This is a genomic window from Microbacterium sp. BLY, from assembly GCF_017939615.1.
GTDB lineage: Bacteria > Actinomycetota > Actinomycetes > Actinomycetales > Microbacteriaceae > Microbacterium.
In genome coordinates this window covers 971,189-995,499 of sequence record NZ_JAGKSR010000001.1, presented here as the reverse complement: position 1 = coordinate 995,499, position 24,311 = coordinate 971,189, and the positions used below count along the sequence as shown (strand labels likewise).

General features: G+C 69.6%; 26 protein-coding genes and 1 pseudogene. 12 read left to right on the top strand and 15 right to left on the bottom strand.

Going from position 1 to position 24,311, the window contains the following annotated elements:
- The first annotated feature begins 16 nt into the window (after window positions 1-16).
- The 3 genes from KAF39_RS05095 (at window position 17) to KAF39_RS05085 (ending at window position 3,729) form a co-directional block, all read left to right on the top strand.
- Window positions 17-2,461: a CHAT domain-containing protein gene (locus tag KAF39_RS05095; protein WP_210676243.1), complete on the top strand. Its 2,445-nt coding sequence runs from the start codon at window positions 17-19 to the stop codon at window positions 2,459-2,461.
- Window positions 2,462-2,790: 329 nt separating this feature from the next.
- The gene (locus KAF39_RS05090) at window positions 2,791-3,234 is read left to right on the top strand and encodes a hypothetical protein (protein WP_210676242.1); all 444 of its coding nucleotides are present in this window, start codon (window positions 2,791-2,793) and stop codon (window positions 3,232-3,234) included.
- A gap of 33 nt (window positions 3,235-3,267) precedes the next feature.
- Window positions 3,268-3,729 carry a hypothetical protein gene (locus KAF39_RS05085; RefSeq protein ID WP_210676241.1) on the top strand — a complete coding sequence of 154 codons (462 nt, stop codon included), beginning with the start codon at window positions 3,268-3,270 and terminating at the stop codon, window positions 3,727-3,729.
- Window positions 3,730-3,883: 154 nt separating this feature from the next.
- Here KAF39_RS05085 and KAF39_RS05080 read toward each other — a convergent pair whose 3' ends face one another.
- From KAF39_RS05080 to KAF39_RS05060, 5 genes are all read right to left on the bottom strand, one after another.
- Window positions 3,884-4,258 (bottom strand): endonuclease/exonuclease/phosphatase family protein, encoded by a 375-nt coding sequence (locus KAF39_RS05080; protein ID WP_210676240.1) that lies wholly within the window; start codon window positions 4,256-4,258, stop codon window positions 3,884-3,886.
- A 1,124-nt stretch (window positions 4,259-5,382) separates the two neighbouring features.
- The gene (locus KAF39_RS05075) at window positions 5,383-5,940 is read right to left on the bottom strand and encodes a hypothetical protein (protein WP_307805084.1); all 558 of its coding nucleotides are present in this window, start codon (window positions 5,938-5,940) and stop codon (window positions 5,383-5,385) included.
- 9 nt (window positions 5,941-5,949) lie between these two features.
- Entirely contained in the window at window positions 5,950-6,288 is a 339-nt protein-coding gene (locus KAF39_RS05070) for a hypothetical protein (RefSeq protein WP_246878235.1), read from the bottom strand.
- Complete coding sequence (locus tag KAF39_RS05065) at window positions 6,288-6,590, bottom strand: hypothetical protein (protein ID WP_210676239.1); 303 nt, start codon at window positions 6,588-6,590, stop codon at window positions 6,288-6,290. Before KAF39_RS05065 ends, KAF39_RS05070 begins: the two co-directional genes overlap by 1 nt.
- Before the next feature lie 322 nt (window positions 6,591-6,912).
- Window positions 6,913-7,314, bottom strand: coding sequence for a hypothetical protein (locus KAF39_RS05060; RefSeq protein WP_210676238.1), 402 nt, complete (start codon window positions 7,312-7,314; stop codon window positions 6,913-6,915).
- 167 nt (window positions 7,315-7,481) lie between these two features.
- On the opposite strand from KAF39_RS05060, the gene KAF39_RS05055 reads away from it, so the two are divergent.
- The gene (locus KAF39_RS05055) at window positions 7,482-8,024 is read left to right on the top strand and encodes a hypothetical protein (RefSeq protein ID WP_210676237.1); all 543 of its coding nucleotides are present in this window, start codon (window positions 7,482-7,484) and stop codon (window positions 8,022-8,024) included.
- Window positions 8,025-8,143: 119 nt separating this feature from the next.
- On the top strand, window positions 8,144-8,713 hold the full coding sequence (locus KAF39_RS05050; protein ID WP_210676236.1) for a hypothetical protein: 570 nt from the start codon (window positions 8,144-8,146) through the stop codon (window positions 8,711-8,713).
- Window positions 8,714-8,881: 168 nt separating this feature from the next.
- Here the strand turns inward: KAF39_RS05050 and KAF39_RS05045 are convergent, their stop codons facing one another.
- From KAF39_RS05045 to KAF39_RS05010, 8 genes and pseudogenes are all read right to left on the bottom strand, one after another.
- Window positions 8,882-9,370, bottom strand: coding sequence for a thermonuclease family protein (locus KAF39_RS05045; RefSeq protein WP_210676235.1), 489 nt, complete (start codon window positions 9,368-9,370; stop codon window positions 8,882-8,884).
- Window positions 9,367-9,630, bottom strand: coding sequence for a hypothetical protein (locus tag KAF39_RS05040; RefSeq protein WP_210676234.1), 264 nt, complete (start codon window positions 9,628-9,630; stop codon window positions 9,367-9,369). Before KAF39_RS05040 ends, KAF39_RS05045 begins: the two co-directional genes overlap by 4 nt.
- Window positions 9,627-9,858, bottom strand: a pseudogene (gene nrdH / locus KAF39_RS05035) (glutaredoxin-like protein NrdH). The gene KAF39_RS05040 and the pseudogene nrdH overlap by 4 nt, the downstream one beginning before the upstream one ends.
- A gap of 617 nt (window positions 9,859-10,475) precedes the next feature.
- Entirely contained in the window at window positions 10,476-11,252 is a 777-nt protein-coding gene (locus KAF39_RS05030) for a DeoR/GlpR family DNA-binding transcription regulator (protein WP_210676233.1), read from the bottom strand.
- Window positions 11,249-12,133: a class II fructose-bisphosphate aldolase gene (locus KAF39_RS05025; protein WP_210676232.1), complete on the bottom strand. Its 885-nt coding sequence runs from the start codon at window positions 12,131-12,133 to the stop codon at window positions 11,249-11,251. Before KAF39_RS05025 ends, KAF39_RS05030 begins: the two co-directional genes overlap by 4 nt.
- Window positions 12,130-13,074, bottom strand: coding sequence for a 1-phosphofructokinase family hexose kinase (locus tag KAF39_RS05020; RefSeq protein ID WP_210676231.1), 945 nt, complete (start codon window positions 13,072-13,074; stop codon window positions 12,130-12,132). Before KAF39_RS05020 ends, KAF39_RS05025 begins: the two co-directional genes overlap by 4 nt.
- The gene (locus KAF39_RS05015) at window positions 13,071-14,063 is read right to left on the bottom strand and encodes an ROK family protein (RefSeq protein WP_210676230.1); all 993 of its coding nucleotides are present in this window, start codon (window positions 14,061-14,063) and stop codon (window positions 13,071-13,073) included. The genes KAF39_RS05020 and KAF39_RS05015 overlap by 4 nt, the downstream gene beginning before the upstream one ends.
- Before the next feature lie 25 nt (window positions 14,064-14,088).
- Entirely contained in the window at window positions 14,089-14,988 is a 900-nt protein-coding gene (locus tag KAF39_RS05010) for an SIS domain-containing protein (RefSeq protein ID WP_210676229.1), read from the bottom strand.
- 276 nt (window positions 14,989-15,264) lie between these two features.
- On the opposite strand from KAF39_RS05010, the gene KAF39_RS05005 reads away from it, so the two are divergent.
- From KAF39_RS05005 to KAF39_RS04995, 3 genes are read left to right on the top strand one after another with little or no spacing between them, the layout of a single operon-like run.
- Window positions 15,265-16,512: an extracellular solute-binding protein gene (locus KAF39_RS05005; RefSeq protein WP_246878234.1), complete on the top strand. Its 1,248-nt coding sequence runs from the start codon at window positions 15,265-15,267 to the stop codon at window positions 16,510-16,512.
- A gap of 31 nt (window positions 16,513-16,543) precedes the next feature.
- On the top strand, window positions 16,544-17,515 hold the full coding sequence (locus KAF39_RS05000; RefSeq protein WP_210676228.1) for a carbohydrate ABC transporter permease: 972 nt from the start codon (window positions 16,544-16,546) through the stop codon (window positions 17,513-17,515).
- A gap of 2 nt (window positions 17,516-17,517) precedes the next feature.
- The gene (locus KAF39_RS04995) at window positions 17,518-18,444 is read left to right on the top strand and encodes a carbohydrate ABC transporter permease (protein WP_025104200.1); all 927 of its coding nucleotides are present in this window, start codon (window positions 17,518-17,520) and stop codon (window positions 18,442-18,444) included.
- Between the two features lie 116 nt (window positions 18,445-18,560).
- Here the strand turns inward: KAF39_RS04995 and KAF39_RS04990 are convergent, their stop codons facing one another.
- Window positions 18,561-19,724, bottom strand: a complete 1,164-nt coding sequence (locus tag KAF39_RS04990; RefSeq protein ID WP_210676227.1) for an ROK family protein — start codon at window positions 19,722-19,724, stop codon at window positions 18,561-18,563.
- 122 nt (window positions 19,725-19,846) lie between these two features.
- On the opposite strand from KAF39_RS04990, the gene KAF39_RS04985 reads away from it, so the two are divergent.
- From KAF39_RS04985 to KAF39_RS04970, 4 genes are all read left to right on the top strand, one after another.
- Window positions 19,847-20,941, top strand: coding sequence for an ROK family protein (locus tag KAF39_RS04985; protein WP_210676226.1), 1,095 nt, complete (start codon window positions 19,847-19,849; stop codon window positions 20,939-20,941).
- Between the two features lie 103 nt (window positions 20,942-21,044).
- Window positions 21,045-21,638, top strand: coding sequence for a short chain dehydrogenase (locus KAF39_RS04980; protein ID WP_210676225.1), 594 nt, complete (start codon window positions 21,045-21,047; stop codon window positions 21,636-21,638).
- Window positions 21,638-22,204: a GNAT family N-acetyltransferase gene (locus tag KAF39_RS04975; RefSeq protein ID WP_210676224.1), complete on the top strand. Its 567-nt coding sequence runs from the start codon at window positions 21,638-21,640 to the stop codon at window positions 22,202-22,204. The genes KAF39_RS04980 and KAF39_RS04975 overlap by 1 nt, the downstream gene beginning before the upstream one ends.
- 46 nt (window positions 22,205-22,250) lie before the next feature.
- The gene (locus KAF39_RS04970) at window positions 22,251-23,957 is read left to right on the top strand and encodes a long-chain-fatty-acid--CoA ligase (protein WP_210676223.1); all 1,707 of its coding nucleotides are present in this window, start codon (window positions 22,251-22,253) and stop codon (window positions 23,955-23,957) included.
- Between the two features lie 10 nt (window positions 23,958-23,967).
- On the opposite strand, the gene KAF39_RS04965 is transcribed toward KAF39_RS04970, so the two are convergent.
- Entirely contained in the window at window positions 23,968-24,267 is a 300-nt protein-coding gene (locus KAF39_RS04965; RefSeq protein ID WP_210676222.1) for a chorismate mutase, read from the bottom strand.
- Between the last annotated feature and the right edge of the window lie 44 nt (window positions 24,268-24,311).

Below are 24,311 nucleotides of genomic sequence, written 5' to 3'. Positions count from 1 at the left end.
ACGGCATCCTGGACGGATGCCCCTGTCCGCGAGCGAGCTGCACCGACGCGGCGTCGAGGCGGCGAACTCCCGACGGTTCCCGCGCGCACGCCGGGCCCTCGAGCAGGCTGCCGCGCGGACCACCGACGCCGATCTCCGCGCCCGCATCGACGGCACCACCGCCTACGTCCTCGTGCAGACCGGCGAACCGGCGGCGGCGGAGGCGCTGTGCCGGGAGGCGTTGGCGCGCGGCGGCCTGCAGGCCGAGACCGTCGCTCTGCTGGGCGGGCAGCTCGGCGCCCTCCTCATGCACGGCGGCCGGATGGAGGAGGCGGAGGCGAGCCTCACCACGGCGATCGATGCCCTCTCCGCCACCGGCGACGAGACCACGGCGCTCGCCAACTGCCTGATGAACCGCTCGGTCGTGCGCATGCAGCGCCACCGGCTGGACAGCTGCATGGCGGACCTCCGCCGGGCGATTGCGATCTACGAGGCGCACGACGAGCGGGACTCCCTCGCCGAGGCCACGCACAACCTCGGCTACGCCGCCCTCCTCGGCGGAGACCTCGTGTCGGCGCTGCGCCTCATGGCCGCGTCGCGGCCGACCTTCGCAGCCACCAGTCCCCTGGCCACCGCGATCAGCGATCTCGACCGCGCCGAGGTGCTCCGTGACGCCGGGCTGACGACCGAGGCGGAGGCGCTGCTCGGCCGCGTCGCCGTGCAGTTCGGGGCGCAGCGCATGCGGCAGGCCCGCGGGGAGGCGGAGTTCCACCTCGCCCGCTCGCTCGTCCGGCACGACCCGCGGGCGGCGGAGCGCACGGCCCGGACGGCCGCCCGCCGCTTCACCGCGCTCGGCAGCAGCGGCTGGGCGGCGCGCGCCACCGCCGTGCAACTCGAGGCCCGGCAGCGGACCCGCCCCGACCGTCCGGCGGATGCGGCCGCGTTCGAGCACGTCGCGCAGGAACTCGACCGGAGCGGTTTCCGCACGGAGGCCACCGGGCTGCGGTTGAGCGCCCGCCGCGACGGCACCGGCCGCCTCCCGCGCATCCCGGCCTCCGCCCCGACGCCGCTGCGCATCCGGGCGCAGGAGGTCCGCGCCGCGCGCGCCGCCGGGCGGGGGCGCGACCGGGAGGTGCTGCGGGCTGCTGCCACGGGACTCGATCTGCTGTCGGCCTGGCAGCGGTCGTTCGGGGCGCTCGACCTCCAGGCCTCGGTCGCGATGCATGCGAGCGACCTCGTGTTCGCGGGGCTCACCGCCGCCGTCCGTCGTCGCGACCCCGACACCGTGTTCGAGTGGTCGGAGCGCGCCCGTCACCTCAGTCAGCAGGTCGCCCCGGTCCGTCCGCCGCACGACGACGCCCTCGCCGCCGACCTGGCGGAGCTGCGCATGCTGCGCGCCGATCTCGCGGGGGCCGACTGGACGACCGACCCGACCGTCCGCGCCCTCCGCGACCGCGTGCGGGAGCGCCAGTGGGCCGCGACCGGCTCCGGCGCGACGAGGGAACGCCGCACACGGGAGGAGGTGTCCGCGCTCCTCCCCGCGGACACGGCCGTCCTGGCCTACGTGTACACCGGGAGCGGGCTCCACGGTGTCGTGGTGGAGGGCGCGGGTGCGACCGTGCTCGACCTCTCCTGGCCGCGGGTGCGCGACGCCCTCGACGGCCTCCGCGCCGACCTCGACATGGCCGCCCTCACGCGCGGCGGGGGGATGGGCCCCGTGACCGCGCGGAGCCTCGCGGCCCGCCTCGCGGTCCTCGACGACGAACTGCTCCGCCCGATGCGACACGCCGCGGCGGGGGCACGCCGCCTCCTCCTCACGGTGCCGGGAATCCTCGGCGGGGTGCCGTGGGGGATGCTCCCCGGCATGCACGGGGTGCCGTTCACGATCGCGACCTCGGTCTCCCGGTGGCTCGACGCCCCCGCGCCTGCGCGCGCGGCTCCCACCGTGGGCTTCGCGGCGGGACCCCGGGTCCCGCGCGCGGTCGAAGAGGTCCGGCGTGCGGCGGGATCATGGGCGGGACGGGGGACGACGCGCACGCTGCAGGACGCGGAGGCGACGGTCACGAGCACGACCGAGCTCGCCGGCACCGTCGACGTCCTGCACATCGCCGCCCACGGCCGCCACGCCGTCGACAACCCCCTGTTCTCGGGGTTCGAGCTCGCCGACGGGGTCCTGTTCGGCTACGACGTCGACCTCATCCCCCGGGTTCCGGGCACGGTGATCCTCTCGGCGTGCGAGCTGGGCCGCTCCTCGGTGCGCTGGGGCGAGGAGGCCCTGGGAATGACACGCGTCTGGCTGCACGCCGGCACGGACTGCGTGATCGCCGCTCCCGTCATCGTGCCGGACGACGACGCCTGCGAGCTCCTCACGGCCGTGCACGGGGAGCTCGCCGCGGGCGTGCGCCCCGCGGAGGCGCTGGCACGAGCCGCCTCGGAGACGGGGGTTTCCGCCCCGTTCCAGTGCCACGGCAACGGATTCTGACATTTAACTCGGAAGATCCTGAGCCCGCGGGGGTAGCGGAGCTCGGTGACCGTTAGGTGTCTGTGGGAGGGGGCGGGTGTCGGGTCGGGGTGCGTCTGTAGCCTTGGCGCTGTCCGGAGCGCGAGGGGGGACCCTCGCAGGGGCACCGCAAGGTGCCCCTTACCCGTCCGGAGGACATAGTGCTGCTCCGCCCGGAGGGTGGTGTCAGTTCAGCGCAGCTGTCCATCCTGTGGGCAGGATGAGCCCGGGCGTTAGCTCGTGCTGTCCACAGGTGGTCAGGTGCGCTCGGTCGGCGTTGTCCACGGCACGTTCTTCCGCGGAGTACCCCTATGTCGAAATCGAAGACGACACGCACATCGCAGACGGCTATTCGTGAGCGGGTTCGCGCAGCTCGCGCGGCGCAGCTTGAAGAGCAGCGGATGCGAGAGCAGCGGATCGAGGACGCGGCCACGGCTTTCTTCGTCAACGCGGACCGGATCGATCGTCTCGCCGCGGAACGCGAGCGAGTGCTGGAGGAATTCGTGGCAAAGCACGCGCTGCTCGAGCGGGACCAAGGTCGTGCCATCAGGGCGTTGCGGGAGCTGGAAACGGTCACGGCGATCGCAGATGTCGTCGGTGTTCCATCCACTGAGGTGACCCGGCTGTCCAAGCTGGAAGAGTCGCCCGCGCCGCGCACACGAGCAGAGCGAACAGCTGATGGTGACGAGATCGGCGGCGCCATGCCTGCGGTCGACGAGCAGGAGCAGCAGCCAGCCTCCGGCGTCGCCGCGTGATCGCCCGTGAACGCTCGCGAGTACGAACGCTTCATGGCCAAGGTGGTGTCGGGGCCGCGTGAGGATGACTGCTGGCTGTGGGTCGGGGCGATCGCGGACGACGGGTACAGGAGGTTCTCTCTTCGTCGCGAGGGTCGAGAGCGAATGGTGCGCCCGCAGCGTCTTCTCTTCGAGCACGTCACCGGCCGGGAGCTCACGCGCGACGTCGAGCTCCTCCACACGTGCGATGTGCCGATCTGTGTTCGAGTGACCGCCGACGCAGACACTCATCTCCTCGCTGACGACCATGGCGCGAACATGCGTGACCGTGAACGGAAGGGACGTGCCGGCCGACACCAAGTGGGGATGCGTGGGCTGTCTCGCCGCCAGCTCGCCACACGCTCGCGCACACTGCGCGACCTCGTGCTCACCATGGGGTGGAACCGGGAGGCGATCGCCGCAGTGATCGCCGGCGCCGGCGCCGACCAGCCAACGCTCTTCGACTGGCCCGCATAGCGACTCGGGGCCGGGCGCCCAGCCCGGCCCCGAGCTCTCAGAGGAACTGGCGGTCGAGGGAGTCAGCGTCCGTGGTCATGGCCTGTGTTTCCTTGGTTGGGGTGGGCGGTGCGAAACCAAAGAGAACGCAGCGGGGGAGCCGTCGCCAACCTATCTAGTCCGAGAGTGCGGGGATGCTGCCGGTGATCGCCCAGTGGTCGGAGCCTGTGACACTGCGCTGGATGTGCATGGTGGCCTCGGCTGGTGAGTACGCACGACCGACAAGAAAGCGGTCGATTGCGACCCCCATGATCGGCGGCAAAATCGTGGGCCAGGTTGCACCCGCACCCGCTCCGTGCATGCTTGCCACGTCAGTACAGGAACCAAGGGTGCTGCCACCCATGCTGTTGATGGTCGTGTTGAAGTCTCCGATGATGACGATGTACTCGTCTCCTTCACACAGGGATATTGGACGATCTCGCGCGAGCACCTTACCGAGGTCGCGGAAGCGATCGCGATCCGCGACGGGCGCGTCACGATCGAGATGCACTACAGCACGTCCGAGCAGTGCGACCTGCGATGTCAGAATGCCGAGGGCGACGAGTGCATTCCGGTGAAGTCGACACCGATTCCGTGGCTGATCAGATCTCCCCGATGGTTCGTGATCTGGATGCCGACATCGTTGTGCTTCCGGAGGTTGGTTGGGTAACTGGCGAGCGGGTCGGTGATCTGCTCTCGTCGAGTGGATTCCCCAACAAGACGTTTGCCCCGGAGTCTGCGACAACGTCTGTGATACTCAGCACGGCACTGAGCGACAGCGGCGGCTACACGATCGACAGTGACGCGCCTCCGTGGGCCGGGGTGGTGCTGCGCCCAGAAACTGTGTCGGCTGATACCCCAGTAATCGTCGGCGTTCATCTTCAGCAACCGGGCATAACGAGCGCAGACACCTGGCAGATGCATCTGCAGTGGATCAGGGACCTATACGCCACTTCGCTCGTGGCCTGTAGCTTCATCGTTCGTATCCGTCGACGCCGCGGTTGCGATTGCACTACTCGTCGCGGCCGTCATCTTGGCGGCGTTCGGATCGTCCTCCCCGACCCGACGGCCGCTGATCTTCGCGTCGCTGCTCGCGATCCTCCTCTGCGGGCTTTACGGGGGGCGAAACCTCGCCCAGGGCATCGGCGACGGCTCCCCACCTCCGATGGATCATGCGCTCGCGTTCATCTCATGTCCAGCCAGGCTGTCCCTCCTGTGCATCCACCCATGTAGGGCGGATAGACCTGCCGGTGGCGGTGCGGAACATGCTGCGGTTGGACGATTCGTCCCCGCGCGGTCCTCGCAGCTCATGAATCTCCATCCGGCTATGGAGGGGTCGCACGATCGTCGCTGTCAGGAAGAAACCACGCTCCGAGCAGAAGTCCAGCCGAAGCGGCGGATATGCCGATGTACCGTCGCCTGTTCGTCACCCTCGCCAATCAAACCACCTACAGCTCGCCTGCGCAGCGGCGGAAGCAGCAACTCTCTCGATACAACAGCGCCTATCCATGCTCTGAGCCCCTTCGTCGCGCGCGGAGGAGGCGCCGGTAGCCTTTGGCGCTCTACGGTTGAACTCACCGCTGCAGGCGGCTGTCGGTTCGCACGCTATGGCGTACGGGAAAAGGTCCCACGTGACTACTCGAGCTTCCCGATGCGCGGATTCACACTGGGCGGCAGGTCCCATCCGTTCTTCTCGTGTACCTCGCGGATGAGAGCAGTGACGTGATCAGTGAGCTGCTGGAGAGTTTTCGGGACGTAGCCCTTGGATCGCAGGAAGCGCAGATTAGAACTCAGTGCTTGCGCCCACGTCATGAGCGGCTCGAGGTTTCGCACCCGCTGCTCCACGTCATCCCCAGGTCGCGCTGCGGTCATGACTTGCCGCCCGAATGTGGCGCCGAGGGCTCTTTCCGCATCCAGCCACGTGTCGAGGCCATCCCAGTCCGGTAGCTCGTCGACGAGCGCGACCATCGCGATCCGCAGGTTGATCAGACGTTCCTCGATCGGATCTGCCGTCGGGTCGAAGCCGATCAGACGTTGCACCGCTTCCTGCAGCGCGGACCACCGCGCGTCGATCGCGGCCCGCTGTGCCAGCGCGAGCGCATCCTTCGACCGTCGATTGGAAAGGATCGTCCCCACGAACGAGACGCAGAGGGAGAGTCCGGCGACGATAAGTGCGATGACATCCAGATCCACGGTAGCTCCTTAGCGTCCGAGGTTGGCGATCGCGCGGGTGTATGCGTCCAGGCCGTCGCGGCGGCCTACGGCGACGGCCTCCAGCGCGACAGCGGAGATCTCAATGGGCGTGTACCGGTAGACGAGCCGGTACCGGGGCTTGCCGGACCCGTCGGGGTCGAAGTACAGCTTGTAGCAGTCTCCGAGATCTCCTGTATCGACATGAGAGTCCAGCTTCACGCCCTTGATCTTGCCGGCGCGGACAAGGACGAGCATGTCGAGTGCCATCTTCTTGGTCTGCTGGTCGGGAAGCGCGTCGATGTCCTGCTGGAAGCCGGGCAGGGCTTTCAGGGGCAGCGGCGCCGGCATCAGGCGTAGTCCGCCGGATCAAGTCCGATAGACGCGGCGACGTCACCCAAAGGAACCGACGCACCCGCACTCGAACGCTCGCGCACGAGCCGCGCAACCTCCAGATCCTCGATGAGAGGAATGAGCTCGGAGTAGAGCTCGAACGGCAGGATCACACCTTCCGGGCGACGCTGAGAGCCAAACACAACAGGCGCGGCGGCCGCGCCCTGGGCCCTGAATCGACGAAGTGTCTCACCGAGCTCGAGTCGAGCCTCTGTCGTAGGAAGCACCGTGAGCATGGGAAGCGATGACGTGGTGACCATGCATTCATGGTACCAGTTGCGCACGTAAACATGTACATGTTTCGGTAAGGAAAGAAGAACCGATAATGGTTATTATGTCAACTTAGGTTGACGCAGGCCCTCTCCCCTCGCGCGCAGACCACTCCCGAACCGAGGGGCAACGCGCGCGGAATGCCGCAAAAGCGCCTACCTTGCCCTTCGCTCGGCGTGTCCTGCATAGTTGGATGATCCGTTCTCAAGGGCTCAGTCCGCACGCTGGGACGTCCGTGTCTCTGCGACCGCTGGCGCGTCGGGCCTGGTTTGCGCCCGCATCTCCGGGACCCGTTCGACTACAGCAACCGAGCTAGCTGGCGTTCGCTTCGATGCATATCGTCTGCATGTTGACGAACGCGTCGATGGCTTCGCGACGAAGTTCCTTCTCGCGCGCCGGGTCCGGTGCGTCACCGTCTTGTACAGCGATCCGGTAGGCGAGCAGCTCGTTCAGCTTGTCGCCCACAGACGACGTCGCCTCCTTCAAATCCCCGTCAACTTCGACCTCAGAGTACGCGTCCGCGAGTTCACCCAACTGCTGAAGCTGTTCCTCAGCGCCGCCAGTACCAGCTTCGGCGTTGTCGGCATCGAAGAACGCTTCTAGTTCCGTGTCGAGTTCCGCGACGGCCTGGCACTGCAGCAGGTCAGGTCCGCTCGCGCATCCAGCCAACAGCAAGAGACTGGCGAGTCCGAAAGCAGCAGTGACACGTCTCATGCCTCCACCTTATGCCGCTGACCAACTCAATCTGCCCACGCTCAGGGCGGTGATTTTGGCGTAGAGCAGATTTTTGCGGTTCCGCTAGTCGGCAATATGGGGGACAGACAAACGCAGAGGATTCCGTAAGCATGTGACTAACAGGGGAGGTAACGAAAGGTAGGAAATTGAAACGAACAACGTATTCCGTTCTCACGGCCGCCGTAGCACTCGCGGGCGCAGCACTCCTTCCGGGTGCAGCTGTTGCGGACGAGATCACCCACCCGGTCAGCAACACCGTCGAAGTAGATGGCGTTGAGTATCAGGCCGAGGTGATGCCTGGGTTTGACACCAGTCGTGGCGTTCAGATCGCGGGCGCACCCGACGAGGCCCGGGTGACAGGCCGCTCGGGAAGCCTCTGCCGCACCGGATGGGTCGTGCCGGGTACCGGCTCGAAGTACACATCGGTCCAGGGCTGCTCAGTGATCGGTTGGGACTCCACGGCGAAGTGGACATACGACTGGCAGGCCAACTTCAACTCCTCCGGCCGAATCTGCGCCGAGGGCAAGGGCTTCGTGAAGTCCGGAACGAAGTACGTGCAGACCTGGCGAGGCCTCGGGTGCAACTCCTCCGGGTCCGGGACGGTCCCCTGGGGTAATGTCGCCGGGAACCTGCAGATGCGCGGCTATGTCACGTCCGTTCCCATTGGTTGGGCGGGCGACTTCGGGTGAGTCGTTCGCGCATAACGTGCGCGATCCCGCTGGTCATCGGAGCAATTGCTCTGGTGACCAGCGGGTGCGCGCCCTCCACACCATCTCCCGCGCCCATAGACCACACACTGACAAATGCGATGGTGATATCACTCGCAGATGAGTTGTCATGCCATGAAGTGCGCGAGCTCAACGACGACGTTTACCATTACGATTCGATGGTCGGATTCGACTGCACAGAGCAAGACGGCAGCTGGACCGCTGTGCGCGCTTATCAGGACGAAAGCTCGGTGGGTCAGGTACTCCAGGATTGGCAATCGCAGCTCGACGACGACTTCAACGCGCTCGTGGGGAAGAACTGGTTCGCGCTCGGCTCGCCACAGCACCTCGCGGAGATTGAGCGACTACTTGAGCTTCCAGCGGCGCATGGCACCGCGGTGCCATCACCAGTCCCGCTCACTCGACAGCAAGAGGCCCTACGCGCCTGCACGGTCGGAGTCGTGAGCATCGTTCGGAACATCATCTTTGAGACGCCCGATCCGGATATGGCCGACTCATACGAGAGCGTCTTCCCCGGCTCCCTAGCCGAATCCGAAGAAGCCGCGACCGAACTCGACGCCACCTCAATACGGTCAGAAGCCGACTTCGAGTACGCCATCACGGACGTTGGGCCCGAGATCAAGTCCTTCTGCGCCACCACGATCGAATGATCCCGCGATCTCCTTCGCGGTCTCGATCGCCGTACACAAGATCCGTGCCAGCCGCGCAGCCAAGCACGCAGCAGCTGAGAGCGCCGACGACCCAGCAACCGCCCCATCAGGCAGCGGCAGCTAGGTCGCTCCACCCTCGGAGAAGATCAAGGTGTGCCCCCGCGTGAGTCAACATTCGTTCCAGAGTCCGGCCCTCGCTGCGGCCGCCGCACGTTGGGCGACTTGGTGGCTCTCCTGGGTGAGGTAGGGGGTGTCGTGGGTGTATTCGGTTCCGTAGCCGTCGCGGATGGCGAGTTCTGCTGCATCCTTACCGTCGATGAAGACGTGTCGCAGGAGGCGTCCGTATCTGTCCTGGTCGCCCTGGCTGGGATCGCTGATGAGTTGGACCGTGGTCCCGTAGAGCAGGTCGTCGAGGAAGTCGCGGGCTTGGTCGGCGTAGCATTCGCTGGCCTCTCCCCCGCGTCCGATCTCTGGGCTGTCGATCCCGATCAGGCGTACTCGGACGGTGCGGCTGTCGATGGCGACGTCGATGGTGTCGCCGTCGACGACGGCGACGACGTTCGCCGGGACAGGCGCCGGGGTCTGCGCGGCATCCGGTGCGCATGCGGTGAGGGTAGCGGCCACGAGAAGAGCCGCTCCCCCGCGTAGGCGTTTCATGCGGCGCTGCTCTCGTGCGTGGCCGTCCACTCTGCCGTGAGCTCGCCTGCTGCGCGGGAACGCCGGAGGTACATGGCCTGGAGTTCGCGGTCGGTGTAGTTGGCTTTCATGTACCAGTAGTTGGTCTGCCATCCCCAGTACGCGACGTCCTTCTCGAGCTGGGCTTTCTCCGCCTCGAGGCGGGCGAGCTCCTGGCGCATGAAGTTGTAGGTCTCCCAGGAGACGTGGTGGCGTTCGATGATGGGGGTCGGGGTGGTCATGCTGCACGCTCCCCCAGCTCGTTGATCTTGTCGGGGCGGAAGCCGGCCCAGTGGTCTTCGTCGGTGACAACGACGGGTGCCTGCAGGTGGCCGAGGCTCTTGACGTACTCGAGGGCGGCGGGGTCTTCGCTCAGGTCGCGGATCTCGTAGGCGAGGCCTTTGGCGTCCAGTGCCCAGTAGGTGGCACTGGACGCAGCTGGGCTTGGTGTAGACGGTGATCGCGGCCATGATTTCTCCCTAGTTCTGTATGTCTTTCCGTGCTTCAATTCTGCCCGAAATGCACCCGATTCAACCAGGCTATATATCGGTTCTGATCTGGGGTTTTACGGGTCGCAACTTGCCGGGGCTGCTGGTAGATGAGTGGGCTGGAAATCCCCGTGGCGCAGGAGCGGTGATCCGTTGATGACGGTGGCTCGGGCTGGTTTCTGGTCGTGTAGCGATGTTGACCGTCGGGGGGTGTGCTCGAGTCGCTGCCGTTGGTGTCAGGTGTCGTCGAGTTGGATGGCGTTGCCCCAGACCCAGCAGCGAAAGGTCTGTTGCTCGGCTTGGAACTCGATGCCCGCTGCGAGCGGGGTTGAGCGGACGAGTTATTTTTCTCGCCGCGAGGTATCAGAATCGGGGGCACCCTCTCCTGTTCTTCGGAAGGTGTCGAGCGAAGGCCTCGAAGGGAGAGGCGCGAGGGAGGCGCCGTCGGATCTGGGGAAGCACCGCTGGGGAGCGGGACGACGAAGATGACACCATCTGCTCCGGGAGGTCGCGGTCTGCAACCGTGACGCTCCGGCAGGGCCTCGGCGATCTGGGGACGCCGAGGCCCTCGGAGCGCCCGGCCGCCGCCCGCGAGATCGTCAGGCGAGGAGCACCGTGTACCCGGCGCCGCGCAGTGCCTCCACGGCCGAGGGCTCGGCCCCGCGATCGGTGATGACGGTGCCGAACAGCTCCGGACCGCCGACCGCGGAGAAAGCCTCCGCTCCGAGCTTGCTGGCATCGGTGACGACCACGGCACGCCGCGCCCGCTCCGCCATCATGCGGTTCACCGCCGCCTCGCGCTCGTCCTGCGTCGTGGCCCCGGCCACCGCATCCATGCCGTTCACGCCGATGAAGGCGATGTCCAGCCGGACCCCGCGGAGCAGCTGCTCCACGAACGGACCGACGAGCTCGTAGGTGCGCGAGTGGATGACCCCGCCGGTGACGACGACCTTGATCTCGGGTCGCGTCGCCAGCTGGGCGGCGATGTTCACGGCGTTCGTCACCACCGTGATGCCTCCCTCCGCCGCCAGGTCGTCCCGGGCGGCGAGCGCGGCCGCGATGGCCGTCGTCGTGGTCCCTCCGGAGAGCCCGACCACGGTGCCGGGGGTGACGAGCGCCGCCGCGGCCTGCGCGATGCTCTCCTTCTCATGGGTGCGGAGATGGCTCTTGTAGCGGAGGGGGAGCTCGTAGGCGACCGTCTGCGCCACCGCACCGCCGTGCGTGCGGGTGAGCAGGCGCTGCTCGGCGAGGGAGTCGAGGTCACGACGCGTGGTGGCCGGCGACGCGCCGAACCGGTCCACGAGCTCCTCGACCGTGACCTCGCCGTCGGCGGCGAGGAGGTCGAGGATCGCGTGCAGCCGGGCCGCCCGCTTCACCGGTCGTCGTCCCGTGTCGAGGGCTGGAGGGCGAACAGCCGCAGCATCCGGGCGGCCTCGTCCGCGAGGGCGGCGCGCGCCGGGGCGAGGTACTTGCGGGAGTCGACGAGACGCTCGTCCGCGTCCAGCACCTCGCGGACCGCGCGGGTGAAGAAGCCGTTGAGGTGGGTGGAGACGTTGATCTTCGTCATCCCCGCCCGCACCGCGTCGGCGATGACGGAATCGGCCACGCCCGACGACCCGTGCAGCACGAGGGGCACGTCGGTGCCGTCCGCCGCGGCACCCCGCAGCGCCGCACGCAGGCGGGCGACGAGGTCGAGGTCGAGGGCGGCGGTGCGGTCGGTCATGGCGTGCGACGACCCCACGGCGACGGCGAGCGCGTCCACCCCGGTCGCGGCGACGAACGCCCGCGCCTCGTCGGGGTCTGTGCGCACCCCGGGAGCGTGGGCGCCGTCCTTCCCGCCCACCTCGCCGAGCTCGCCTTCCACGAAGACGCCGGCCGCCCCGGCGCGCGCGGCCACCTCGGCCGTCAGCGCCACGTTCTCGTCGTAGGGCAGCGCGCCGCCGTCGAACATGACCGAGCCGAAGCCGAGGGCCACGGCCTCGTCGACGAGTTCCGGTCGCTCCGCGTGGTCGAGGTGGACGGCCACCGGGGTCTCTGCGCGTCGTGCCGCCGCGAGGGTGGCCAGCGCGATGGGCTCGAGACCGCCATGGTAGTCGGCGCAGTTCTGCGAGATCTGCAGGATCACGGGGAGCTGGGCGAGGGCGGAGGCACGCACGAGGCCTTCCGCGGTCTCCAGGTGGATCACGTTGAAGGCGCCGATGCCGGTGCTGGCGGCGGCCGCGGCGGAGACGAGCTCGCGAGCGGAGACGAGGGTCACGAAGGGTCCTTCCGGAAGGAGGCGGGATCGGGACGCGAGATGCGGAGCTGCTGCTCGAGCGCGATCCAGCGCGGGGAGATGTCGCCGGCGAGCGGCATGAGGACGGCCGCGGCCGACCATGCGGTCGCGCGCCGGAGGATCAGCTCGGGATCGCGCTCGCCGTCCGCGTACCGGACGGCGCAGGCCGCCACGGCCGCGTCTCCGGCACCGGTGGGGTTCCCGGCGAGCGGCTCGTCGAGCCGCGCGTGGAGGAGGTCGGTGGCGGTGACGGCGAGCATCCCCTCGGCGCCGAGCGACAGCAGCACGAGTTCGGCCCCGCGAGCCAGCAGCGACCGCGCCCCTTCGACGGGGTCGTCGATGCCGGTGGCCTCGACGAGTTCGGCGGCGTTGGGCTTGAGCACGGTGGCTCCGGCGTCGGCGGCGCGGAGAAGATCGGGGCCGGAGGTGTCGACGATCACGGGAACGCCGGCGTCGGCGCCGACCGCGACGAGCATCGGGACGAGCGATTCGGGTGCCCCGGGTGGGATGCTGCCGGAGATCACCAGGACGCTGACGCCGGGGAGCCGATCGACGATCTCGGCGAGGAGTCCGCCCCACTCCGCGTCGGTCGGGTTCTCCCCCCGCTCGTTCACGACCGTCGTGTCCCCGGCGGAGTCATCGACGAGCGCGATGCTGCGCCGGGTCTCGGCGGCGACGGGGACGAGCACGGCGGGCACGCCGCTGACGGTGAGCTCCGCGGCGAACTCGGCGCCGATCCGGCCACCCGCCGTGGTCAGCGCCAGCACGGACGCCCCCTCGGCGTTCGCGACCCGGGCGACGTTGAGTCCCTTCCCGCCGGCGCGCGCCGCTCCGGTGTCGGCCCGGTGGGTCCCGCCCGCGACGAGCCGGTCGACCCGCCAGGTCAGGTCCAGAGCGGGGTTGGGGGTGACGGTGAGGATCATGCGATCTCCCTGGCGCGGAGGGCGGCGCCGATCAGTCCGGCGTTGCCGGAGAGCTCGGCGGGGACGAGGGCGGGAAGGCGATGGAAGCTGAGCCGGGCGGCGAGACGGGTGCGCAGCTCGTCGAACAGCGCGCCTCCCGCGCGCGAGAGCCCGCCGCCGATCACGACCGCCTCGGGGGCGACCACTGCCGTGAGCTGCGCGAGGGAGAGCGTCAGGGCGTCGAGCGCCGAGTCCCAGATGTCCGCGGCGACCTCGTCCCCGGCGACGGCGCGGGCGATGACGTCCTTCGCCCCGTCGGGGGTGGCGCCGGTGGCGTCCCGATAGCGTCGCGCGATCGCGCCGGCCGAGGCGACCGCCTCCAGGCAGCCGCGCGCCCCGCACGGGCAGACCGGGCCGTCGGCGATCGGGGAGTGCCCGATCTCTCCCGCATACCCGCCAGCGGTGTACGGGCGTCCGCCGATGAGGAGGGCGCCGGCGATGCCGGTGCCGATCACGAGGATCACCGCGTCGTCGTAGGCGCGGGCGCCGCCGAGCTCGTGCTCCGCCCAGCTCGCCGCCCGCACGTCGTGGTCGAACGCGACGGGAAGGCCGAGGCGCTGCGCCGTGAGGTCGCGCAGGGGGGCGTCCCGCCAGCCCATGTTGCTCGCGAACACGCCGATCCCGGCCTCGGCGTCGACGATGCCGGGCACCACGAGCCCGGCGGCGCGCGGCACCACGTCCGGATGCTCCGCGCGGAGCTGGGCGGCCAGCACCTCCAGGCGCTCGAGCAGAGCGGGGGTGCGGTCGCCGTCCGCCGTCGGGGTGGGGGTGCGGCGGAGTCCGCGCGCTCGTCCTTCCGCGTCGAACAGCGCGGACTTGATGTCGGTCCCGCCGACGTCGAACGCGAGGACGGGCGCCCCGGCGCCGAGCGTGCGCACCGCGGCGAGCGTCTCGCCGGTGTCGTCCCTGGCGACGTCGGGGATCGCGTCCGCCGCGTCGGTCGGGGTCATCGCTCGGCTCCGGGGTTCGCTGGCGTCATGCATCCAGGATGACGGATCGCGTGAGGTTGCGCGGCTGGTCCGGGTCGAGACCGCGGGCGACGGCACGATCGAGGGCGGTGCGGTGCAGGCGCACGAGGTCGGCGAGGGGGTCGATCGCGCGGTGCTCGAACCGTGCCCCGGTGGCGCGCACCTCGGCGGCCAGTCCGTCCGGTGCCTCTCCGAACTGCCAGGTCACCCGGCCCGGGGCGGCGATGGCGATCGGACCGTGGCGGTAGTCCATCGACGGGTACGCCTCGGTCCAGGACTGCGACGACTCGCGCAGCTTCAGCGCGGCCTCGTGGGCGAGCCCGATGGTCCAGCCCCGCCCGAGGAACGTGTACTGCTCGGCGTCGCGCAGCTCGGTGTCGTCCCCTTCTTCGGCGAGCACGGCCGTCGCGTCGGCGATGGCTCCGGAGAGGTCCTCACCCAGCGACGCCCGGAAGAGCGCGAGCGCCGTGGTCGCGAAGCGCGTCTGGACCACGGACTGCTCGTCGGCGAACGGCAGCAGCACGGCATCGTCGACGAGCGAGACAAGTGGCGAGTCGGGGTCGCCGATCACGCCGATCGTGCGGGTGCGACCCTTGATGCGGTCGACGAGCTCGAGCACCTCGGTCGTGGTGCCGGAGCGGGTGAGGGCGACGACGGCGTCGTAGCCGCGGTCGACGAAGGCCTCCGACGCGGCGAACGCGTCGGTCTCGCCCTGACCGGACGATTCGCGCAGTGCGGCGTACGACTGGGCCATGAACCACGAGGTGCCGCAGCCGACGACCGCGACGCGCGCGCCGCGGGCGGGCAGCAGGGCCTGCTCGGCGGACAGCTCGGCCGCGGTGGCCCACATCTGCGGCTGGGAGCGGAGCTCTTCGCGCATGTGCGCGCCGGGCAGCGAATCGGTCATGAGAAGGCCTTTCGGACGAGATGTTGCGTACTTGTGATTGTTTCGGGCGTGATCCGATCATAGTATTTCGTTCCAAGAGAGCAACATCTTGATTTGTTTGTTTGCCTGACAAATAATCGGGACCAGTTCCACGAGCCCCCGCTCGGACGATCGCGACCACCTCGGCGGCGTGATCAGCACGCACCGTCGCGTGGAGTGTTCTGCGACTGTGCACCACCCCCCTCTCCGGAGAGCGGACCCCCGCCCGCTGGAGCAGCACCCACAGTGAGGAATGCAATGCCCATGAACAAGTCACGGCGATACGGGGCCGCAGCGGTCGCGGCCCTCGCCACGCTGTCGCTCGCATCCTGCGGTTTCGGTGGATCGGGAGGAGACAGCGGCGGCGGCGATGCCGACACCCTCGACCTCCTCGTCCCCAGCTACTCCGACGCCACGAAGGGCCTCTGGGAGGACGTCATCGACGGGTTCACCGAGAAGAACCCCGACATCAAGGTCAACCTCGAGGTGCAGTCGTGGGACAACCTCGAGAAGGTCATCTCCACCAAGGTCCAGGCGGGCGAGGCACCGGACATCTACAACGGCGGCCCCTTCGCGGGCTTCGTCGAGGACGAGCTGCTCTACCCGGTCGAGGAGGTCGTGTCCGACGACGTCTACTCCGACTTCCAGGACTCCTTCCTCGCGAACGCCGAGGTCGACGGCACCGCCTACGCCCTGCCGATGATCGCGTCGGCGCGCGCCCTCTTCGTCAACAACGCCCTCCTCGCCGAGGCCGGCGTCGAGGCGCCGACCGATTGGGACTCCCTGCTCGACGCCGCGACCAAGGTGTCCGGGCTCGGCGGCGGTGTCGCGGGCTACGGCATGCCCCTCGGCTCCGAGGAGGCGCAGGCCGAGGCCGCCGTGTGGCTCTGGGGCGGCGGCGGATCCTTCGGCGACGCCTCCGAGATCACCATCGACACCCCGGAGAACCTCGTCGGCGCCGAGCAGATCAAGAAGATGATCGACGCCGGGGCGACCCAGGCGGACCCCGGTTCGACGCAGCGCTCCCCGCTCATGGACATCTTCATCCAGGGCAAGATCGGCATGCAGGTCGGCCTGCCGCCGACGGTCGGCCAGATCGCCGACAACAACCCCGAGCTCGACTACTCCATCGTGCCGATCCCGACGAAGGACGGCTCGCCGTTCACGCTCGGAGTCATGGACCAGCTGATGGCGTTCGAGAACGACGGCGACAAGCAGGAGGCGATCACGAAGTTCCTCGACTACTTCTACTCGCCCGAGGTCTACGTGCCGTGGGTGCAGGCGGAGGGCTTCCTCCCCGTCACGAAGTCCGGCGCCGAGGAGCTGTCCGGCGAGGAGGCCCTCAAGCCGTTCCTCGACGTGCTGCCCGACGCGCAGTTCTACCCGTCCACGAACCCGAAGTGGTCGGCCGCGGACGGCGCCTTCAAGTCGCTGTTCGGACAGATCCAGGACCAGCCGGCGGCCGACGTGCTGAAGCAGATCCAGGACCAGGTGGACGCGGGCTGACCCGCGGAACGGAGAGGTTCGGGAATCCCCCATGAGCCAGACGACAGAATCCTCGAACCTCGCGGGGGCGGCCACCGGTCGCCCCCGCACCCCGGACGCCGGGACGGCCGCGCGCGGTCGCCCCGGCGGACGGGACCTCCTCCAGGCACTGCCGTGGATCGCCCCCGCGCTGGTGCTCATCATCGGCGTGGTGCTGTTCCCCGCCGGTGTCATGTTCTTCAACTCCACCCGTGACATCTCGCTCTCGGGCCTGGACAAGGGCTCGGTCGGCCTCGACAACTACGTGACCGTGTTCACGTTCCCGGAGTTCTGGCCCATCTTCATCCGCACGATCGTCTGGGTCGTGTCGGTGGTGCTGTTCACCGTCGTCATCTCGCTCGGCCTCGCGCAGATCCTCAACAAGGCGTTCCCGGGTCGTCAGCTCGTGCGGATGGCGGTCATCGTCCCGTGGGCCGCGTCCGTGGTGATGACCACGATGGTCTTCTACTACAGCCTCGAGCCGTACTTCGGGGTCTTCAACAAGTTCCTCTACGACATCGGGCTCTCCGACGACGCGGTGGGCTACGGCTGGACGAAGAACCCGACCACGGCCTTCGTGTGGTCCATCGTCATCGCCGTGTTCGTGTCGCTCCCGTTCACCACCTACACGATCCTCGCCGGGCTCCAAGCGGTCCCGGCCGACGCGATCGAGGCGGCGAAGATGGACGGCGCCGGGGCCACCCGCACGTACTGGTCCATCGTGCTGCCGCAGCTGCGCGGCGCGCTGGCGGTGGCGATCCTCATCAACATCATCAACGTCTTCAACTCGCTGCCGATCCTGAAGGTGATGACCGGGTCGATCCCCGGCTACGGTGCCGACACGATCATGACGCTCATCTTCAAGTACATCGAGCTGCAGAAGAAGGTGGACGTGGCGAGCGCGCTCTCCGTCGTCGCCTTCCTCATCGTCATCGCGATCGTCGCGGCCTACGTGAAGATCGTCAAGCCCATGAAGGAGGTCTGATCATGACCGTGACCGAGACCGCCCTCGTGACCACCGCCGATTCCCGTGGACGGCGCACCCCGCCGATCCCCGGCCGCCGGCGCCGCTACACCGCCGACCAGGTGACGCTGCCACGGGTGATCCTCCGCACCGCGGCCGGGTTCCTCGTCCTCGCGATCTTCGTGCTCCCGTACCTCATCATGTTCTTCGGGTCGGTGAAGACGAAGGCGCAGATCCGCTCGGTCGACCCGACCTACCTCCCGGTGGAGTGGCACTGGGAGAACTACCTCACGATGTGGTCGACGCCCGAGACGCCGCTGCCGTACAACCTCGTCTCGACCATCGTCATCTCCGTGTTCGCGACGCTCCTGGTGCTGCTCGTGTCGCTTCCCGCGGCGTACTACACGGCCCGGTTCCGCTTCCCCGGCCGCATGGTGTTCCTGTTCCTCGTGATCGTGACGCAGATGCTGCAGCCGGCCGTGCTCACGTCCGGCCTGTTCCGGCAGTTCACCGTCCTCGGCCTCGGCGACACCTGGACCGCCATGATCTTCATCAACGCGGCCTTCAACCTCTCGTTCGCCGTGTGGATCATGCACTCGTTCTTCGCCGGCATCCCGAAGGAGGTCGACGAGGCGGCGCAGATCGACGGCGCCGGGCGCCTCACGGTGCTGTTCCGGATCAACCTCCCGCTCGTCTGGCCGGGCATCGTCACCGCGATCGTCTTCACGTTCGTGGCCTGCTGGAACGAGTTCGCCGCCTCGCTGGTGATCCTGTCGACCGACAAGAACCAGCCGCTGTCGGTCGCGCTCACGAAGTTCGTCGGCCAGTACGAGACGAGCTGGCAGTACGTGTTCGGCGTCTCGATCGTCGCGATCCTGCCCGTCATCATCCTCTTCATGCTCATCGAGAAGCGTCTGGTGGGCGGCCTCACCGCCGGCAGCGTGAAGTAGCCCGTCCCGGTTCCCCGCACGCCTGCACGACCGCGGCGCGCGTGCCGGGGCCCCGGGCGGATCCCGTCGTGCACCCGCACTCCGGTCGTACACCCGGAACCTCGACGGGGACGAGGTCAGGCGCGCGGGCTGCCGGCGCGGAGCTGTTCGGGGCTCCACCGGACGCCGAGGACGGCGGTGAGGGCGGCCTGCGCGGCGCCCGCGGAGACGGCGACGCGCGGGTCGGCGTACCGGATGGGGATGTCGGCGGTGCCGCGGGCGGGATAGCCGCTCTCGGCCCGGACCCGCTCGAGGAACCGCGGGCCGAGTTCGGTCGCCGGCCCCCCGATGACCACCTCGATGGGGTCGAGCAGGGCGCCGATGAGCTTGATGGCGCGGGCGAGGGCCCGTGCGCCGTCGTCGATGAGGGCCTGATCCGCACGCGCCACGAGAGCGCGGACCGCGGCGACGTCCAGCGCGTCGGAGAACTCCTCGCCGAGCATCGGCCCCATCGCCGCCGCCGACTCGAGGCACCCGCGACGACCGCACCGGCAGGGTCGTGCGGCGTCGCCGAACACCACCTGCACGTGACCGATCTCCCCCGCCCGGTCGCGGGGCCCCGGAGCGAGCTCGCCGTCGAGGGTGACCGCGGCGCCGATGCCCCCGCCGCTGTGGATGAAGAGGCGGTACCCGGAGGGCGTCTCGTCCAGTCCGGCCTCCGCGATGGCCTCGGCGTCGACGTCGTTGATGAGGAGCACCGGCACACCGGCGATGCGTTCGAGGCGTTCGGCGAGCGGCACGTCGCGCCACTCCAGCTGCACGCTCTCGAGGACCGTGCGGCCGTCGGTCGTCCCCGGCACCTGCACGCCGACCGCGAGCAGTCGCTCTCCGTGCGTGGCCGCGACGGTCGCGACGGTCTCGTCGAGCACCCGGTCGCGGGTCTCTGTCGTATAGGAGAGGCTGCGCCGGGCCACCTCCGAGCCGTCGAGGGCGACGAGCGCGAGGTGGGCGCTGGTCGGTTGGACGACGAGGACCAGGATCAGGTGGTGATCGGCGTCGATGCTGAGCGTCGTGGCGCGTTTGCCGCCCGTGCTCACCGCCTGCTCGCCCTCCGCGACGAGGCGGTTCTCGATGAGCTCCGCGACCAACGACGAGGCGGTCGCCGCGGTCAGTCCCGTGGCGCGCGCGATCCCGGCGCGGGTCTGCGTGCCCGAGCCCTGGAACACCAGTTGGAGCGCTCTCCGCAGGTTCGCGCGCCGAACCGCCGCCTGGGTGTCCAGCGCGTCGTCGTGGGTGAACATCTGCGGGTTTCCTTCTCGCGGAACGGGGCGCATCGGAAGGGGCGCGGGTATCGCTCGACGCGCTCGGTCGGTTAGTTTATTCATTGAACGAAGTCTGCCCGCACCCGATCCGGAGGAGCATCGTGCGCTACCCCCAGATCCTAGAGCGCCCCGCCGACCGGGCACGAGTCTCGGCGGCGACCAACGGCCATTCCCGCGGCATCCGCGAGCGGAACAGGGCCCTCCTCCTGCGCACGCTCATGGAACAGGCGCCTCTCAGCCGCGCCGACCTCTCCCGCCTCACCGGCCTCGCCCGCCCCACCGTCTCGGAGGTCGTGCGCGACCTGCTCGCGGACGGCGTGATCCGGGAGGGCGGCCCCAGCCAGGAGACCCGGCCGGGCAAGCCCGCCGTGATGCTGGAGTTCGACCGGCGCGCGGTGCAGGTGATCTCCCTGGATCTCTCCGACCCCGAACACCTCGTCGGGGCGCTCGCCTCTCCGGACGGTCGCCTGACGCACCGCCTCCAGCGCCCCCGCACCCCCGACGCCGCGGACGGCATCGTCGGCCTCGTCGCCGAGCTGCGCGCCCTCGCCGACGGTCCCGCGCTCGGCATCGGCATCGGCGCACCCACCGGCTCGTCCGCACTCCTCGGCCTCGGACCACGCCTGGCGGAACTCCTCGACGCCCCCGTGCACCTCTTCGACGACGCCGACCTCGTGGCCGACGCCGCGCAGCGGTTCGGCACCGTCGGCACCGACTTCCTCCTCGTCCGCATCGGGACGCGCATCGGCACCGCCATCCGCGTCGTGGGCGATGACGGCGCCCCGGTGGAGCGCTCCATCGGTGCCCGCGAGCTCGCCCATGTCCGGGCGGGCGGCGACCCGGGTGATCCGTGCCTGTGCGGACGGGAGGGCTGCGTCCATGCGTGGGCCGCGGCTCCCGCCCTCGCTCGGCGCCTGGAGGAGGCCGGCGCGGACCGCAGCGCGGTGCTCGCCGCCGCCGGCGCCCGCCTCGGCACGTCCCTTTCCGTGATCGCCGCCGCCGTCGACCTGCCGACGATCCTGCTGAGCGGTCCGGCGGACATCGTGACGCCCGATCTCGTGGACGCGACGGCCGCCGCCGTCCGCGCCGCCTCCCACCCGTCCCTGGGCCCCGCGGTGGCGGCGAGCACGCTCGACGACGCCGTCCTGCGGGGTGCTGCGACCCGCGTGGTCGCCGCCGAGTTCAGCCCGCGCTGACGACCCACCCGTCATCCGCGGCCCCGAGCCCGCCCGGGATGGGAGACTCGTTCGCGCGGGGCGACCGGTCCGTCGCCCCGATCCGGCCTGGAGAGGAATCCGCATGAAAGCACTCGTGATCGGCGCGACCGGCAGCATCGGCGGCGTGGTCGCCGCGACCCTCGACGTCCGGGGACACGAGGTGGTGCGGGCGTCCCGCTCCGGCGAGCAGAGCGTGGACGTCACCGACCCCGCCTCCATCCGCAGTCTCTTCGAGCGGGTCGGCCCGGTCGACGCGGTCGTCGTCGCCGTCGGTTCGGTGCCCTTCCGGCCGCTCCTCGACCTGGATCGCGACGACTACCTCGCGGCGTTCACCGGGAAGACGCTCGCGCAGCTCGACGTCGTGCGCGTCGCCCTGGACCACGTGACCGACGGCGGCTCCGTGACCCTCACCAGCGGCGTGCTCGCGCGCGAACCGATCGCGACCGGTGCGGCGGCGGCGATGGCCAACGGCGCACTGGAGTCGTTCGTGGTGACGGCGGCCGCCGAAGCACCGCGCGGCATCCGCATCAACGCCGTCTCGCCCGACGTGCTCGCCAACTCCCCCGGCTACTTCTCGACGTTCCCCGGCCACCGGCCGGTGACGGACGAGGAGGTCGGGCGGGCGTACGTCCGAGCCATCGAAGGGGTCGTGACGGGACGGGTGCTCACGGTCTGATGGACCTGCCCACCCTCACCCCCGTCCCCGTGCTGTCGACCGCGCGTCTGGAGCTCGTCCCGCTCGGCCCCGAGCACCTCGACGGCACCTGGGCCGCGCTGCAGGAACCCGAGGTGCTGCGCCTGACCGGGACGCACGACCGGTTCACCCGCGAGGGCGTCGAGACCTGGCTCCGATCGCTCGCCGACCGGGACGACCGGGCGGACTGGGCGATCCTCCGCCGCGAAGACGGCGCGCACATCGGCGAGGTGGTCCTCAGCGACCTGGACGAGGAGAACCTCTCGGCCGGCTTCCGCATCGCTCTCGCGGGCCCGCAGTGGTTCGGCGCCGGATACGGGACCGAGGCGACGCGCGCGGTGCTCCGGCATGCGTTCGACACGGTCGGTCTGCATCGGGTGGAGCTCGAGGTGTTCGCCTTCAACCCGCGGGCGCAGCGCGCATACGAGAAGGCCGGATTCGTGGTCGAGGGGCGGCGCCGCCATGCCCTGCGGTGGCAGGGCGACTGGGTCGACGCGATCGTGATGGGTGCCCTCGCGGACGGACGGGTGCACACCGAACCCGAGTGAGCGCAAGGGGGAGGCGGGGCACAGGTCCGTGACGCAGGATGGAGAGATGACCGACTCGCCTCTGTCTTCCCGCCCCTGGCTGCGCTCGTACGCCGACGGCGTGCCCGCCGACATCGACGAGCCGACGCAGACGCTGCCCGAGATGCTGTCGGCGAGCATCCGGAAGTACGCCCGCCGTCCCGCCCTCGAGTTCTTCGGCGCGGTCACGACGTACCGCGACCTCGGCGAGCAGATCGATCGCGCCGCGGAGGGCCTGCGCCACCTGGGCGTCACGAAGGGCGACCGTGTGGCGCTGGTGCTGCCCAACTGCCCGCAGCACGTCGTCGCGTTCTACGCGGTCCTCCGTCTCGGCGCGATCGTCGTCGAGCACAACCCGCTCTACACGGCACGCGAGCTGCGGCACCAGTTCGAGGACCACGGCGCGCGCGTCGCGATCGTCTGGGACAAGGTCGCCGACACGGTCGCGGGCTTCCCGGACGACCTGCGCGTCGAGCACATCGTGAGCATCGACCTGACGACCGCGATGCCGCTGTCGAAGCGCTTCCTGCTGCGGCTTCCGCTGCCGAAGGCCCGCGCGTCGCGGGCGAAGCTGACGGCCACTCCGCGGGCCCGCCATCTCCTGCCGTGGAAGAAACTTATCGCGCATCGCCGGCTCCCCCGTCGCACGCCCGCGCCCTCGCTGGGCGACACCGCCGTCCTGCAGTACACCAGCGGCACGACGGGAGTCCCCAAGGGGGCGATCCTCACGCACGCGAACCTCCGGGCCAACGCGATGCAGGGCCGCGCCTGGGTACCCGGCCTCCGGGATGGCGAAGAGACCTTCTACGCCGTCCTCCCGCTGTTCCACGCCTACGGGCTGACCCTGTGCCTCACCTTCGCGTTGAGCATCGGGGCGAAAGTGGTCCTCTTCCCGACGTTCGACCTAGGTCTGGTCACCGATGCCGCCCGCACGAGCCCGCCCACCTTCCTCCCCGCCGTGCCACCCATCTACGACCAGCTGGCGCGCGCCGCCACACGAGGGACCGTGGATCTCTCCACGATCCGCTTCGCGATCTCCGGCGCGATGAGCCTTCCGGTGGCGACGGTGCGGCGGTGGGAGGAGGCGACCGGCGGCCTCCTCGTCGAGGGCTACGGGATGACCGAGGCCTCCCCGGTGGCGCTCGGCAACCCGATGGGACCGACCCGACGGCCCGGTACCGTGGGCGTGCCGTTCCCGAGCACCGAGATCCGCATCGTCGACCCGGATGACCCCGAGGTGGACGTGCCGACGGGCGAGCCGGGTGAGCTCCTCCTCCGTGGCCCGCAGGTGTTCCAGGGGTACTGGGGGCGGCCAGGGGAGACGGCCGAGACCCTGCTCCCGGACGGCTGGCTACGCACGGGCGACATCGCCGAGGTCTCGCCGGACGGTTTCGTGACCATCGTCGACCGCCGCAAGGAGCTCATCATCACCGGGGGCTTCAACGTCTCGCCCAGCGAGGTGGAGAACGCGCTCGAAGCGCACCCGGACGTCGTGGCGGCCGCGGTCGTCGGGCTGCCCCGGTCGAGCGGCGGGGAGGAGGTCGCCGCCGCCGTCGTCCTCCGCGAGGGCGCCGCGGCCGACATGGACGGACTCCGCGACTTCTGCCGCACCCACCTGACCGCCTACAAGGTGCCGCGTCGCATCACCGCCGTCGACGACCTCCCCCGGTCGCTCATCGGCAAGGTGCTGCGCCGCGAGGTGCGGGACAGGCTGCTCGCCGCGCGCGGCGCCTGAGCGCGACGGCTCAGCGGCCCTCGGCGGCCTCGGTGTGGTGGCGGATGACCTCCGCGACGACGAAGTTGAACCACTTCTCCGCGAACTCGGGGTCGAGGTGGGCGTCCTCGGCGAGGGCGCGGAGCCGCGCGACCTGCTGCTCCTCCCGATTCGGGTCCGACGGCGGCATCGCGTGCTCGGCCTTGAGCTGGCCGACCTGCTGGGTGGCGCGGAAGCGCTCGGCGAGCAGGAAGATCAGCGCCGCGTCGATGTTGTCGATGCTCGCGCGCAGGCGCAGCAGTTCGGCCTTCGGGTCCTCTGCGGCAGTCATGCCCCCTACTCTAGAGCCGCGGATCGCCCTCCCTCCGCCGAGGG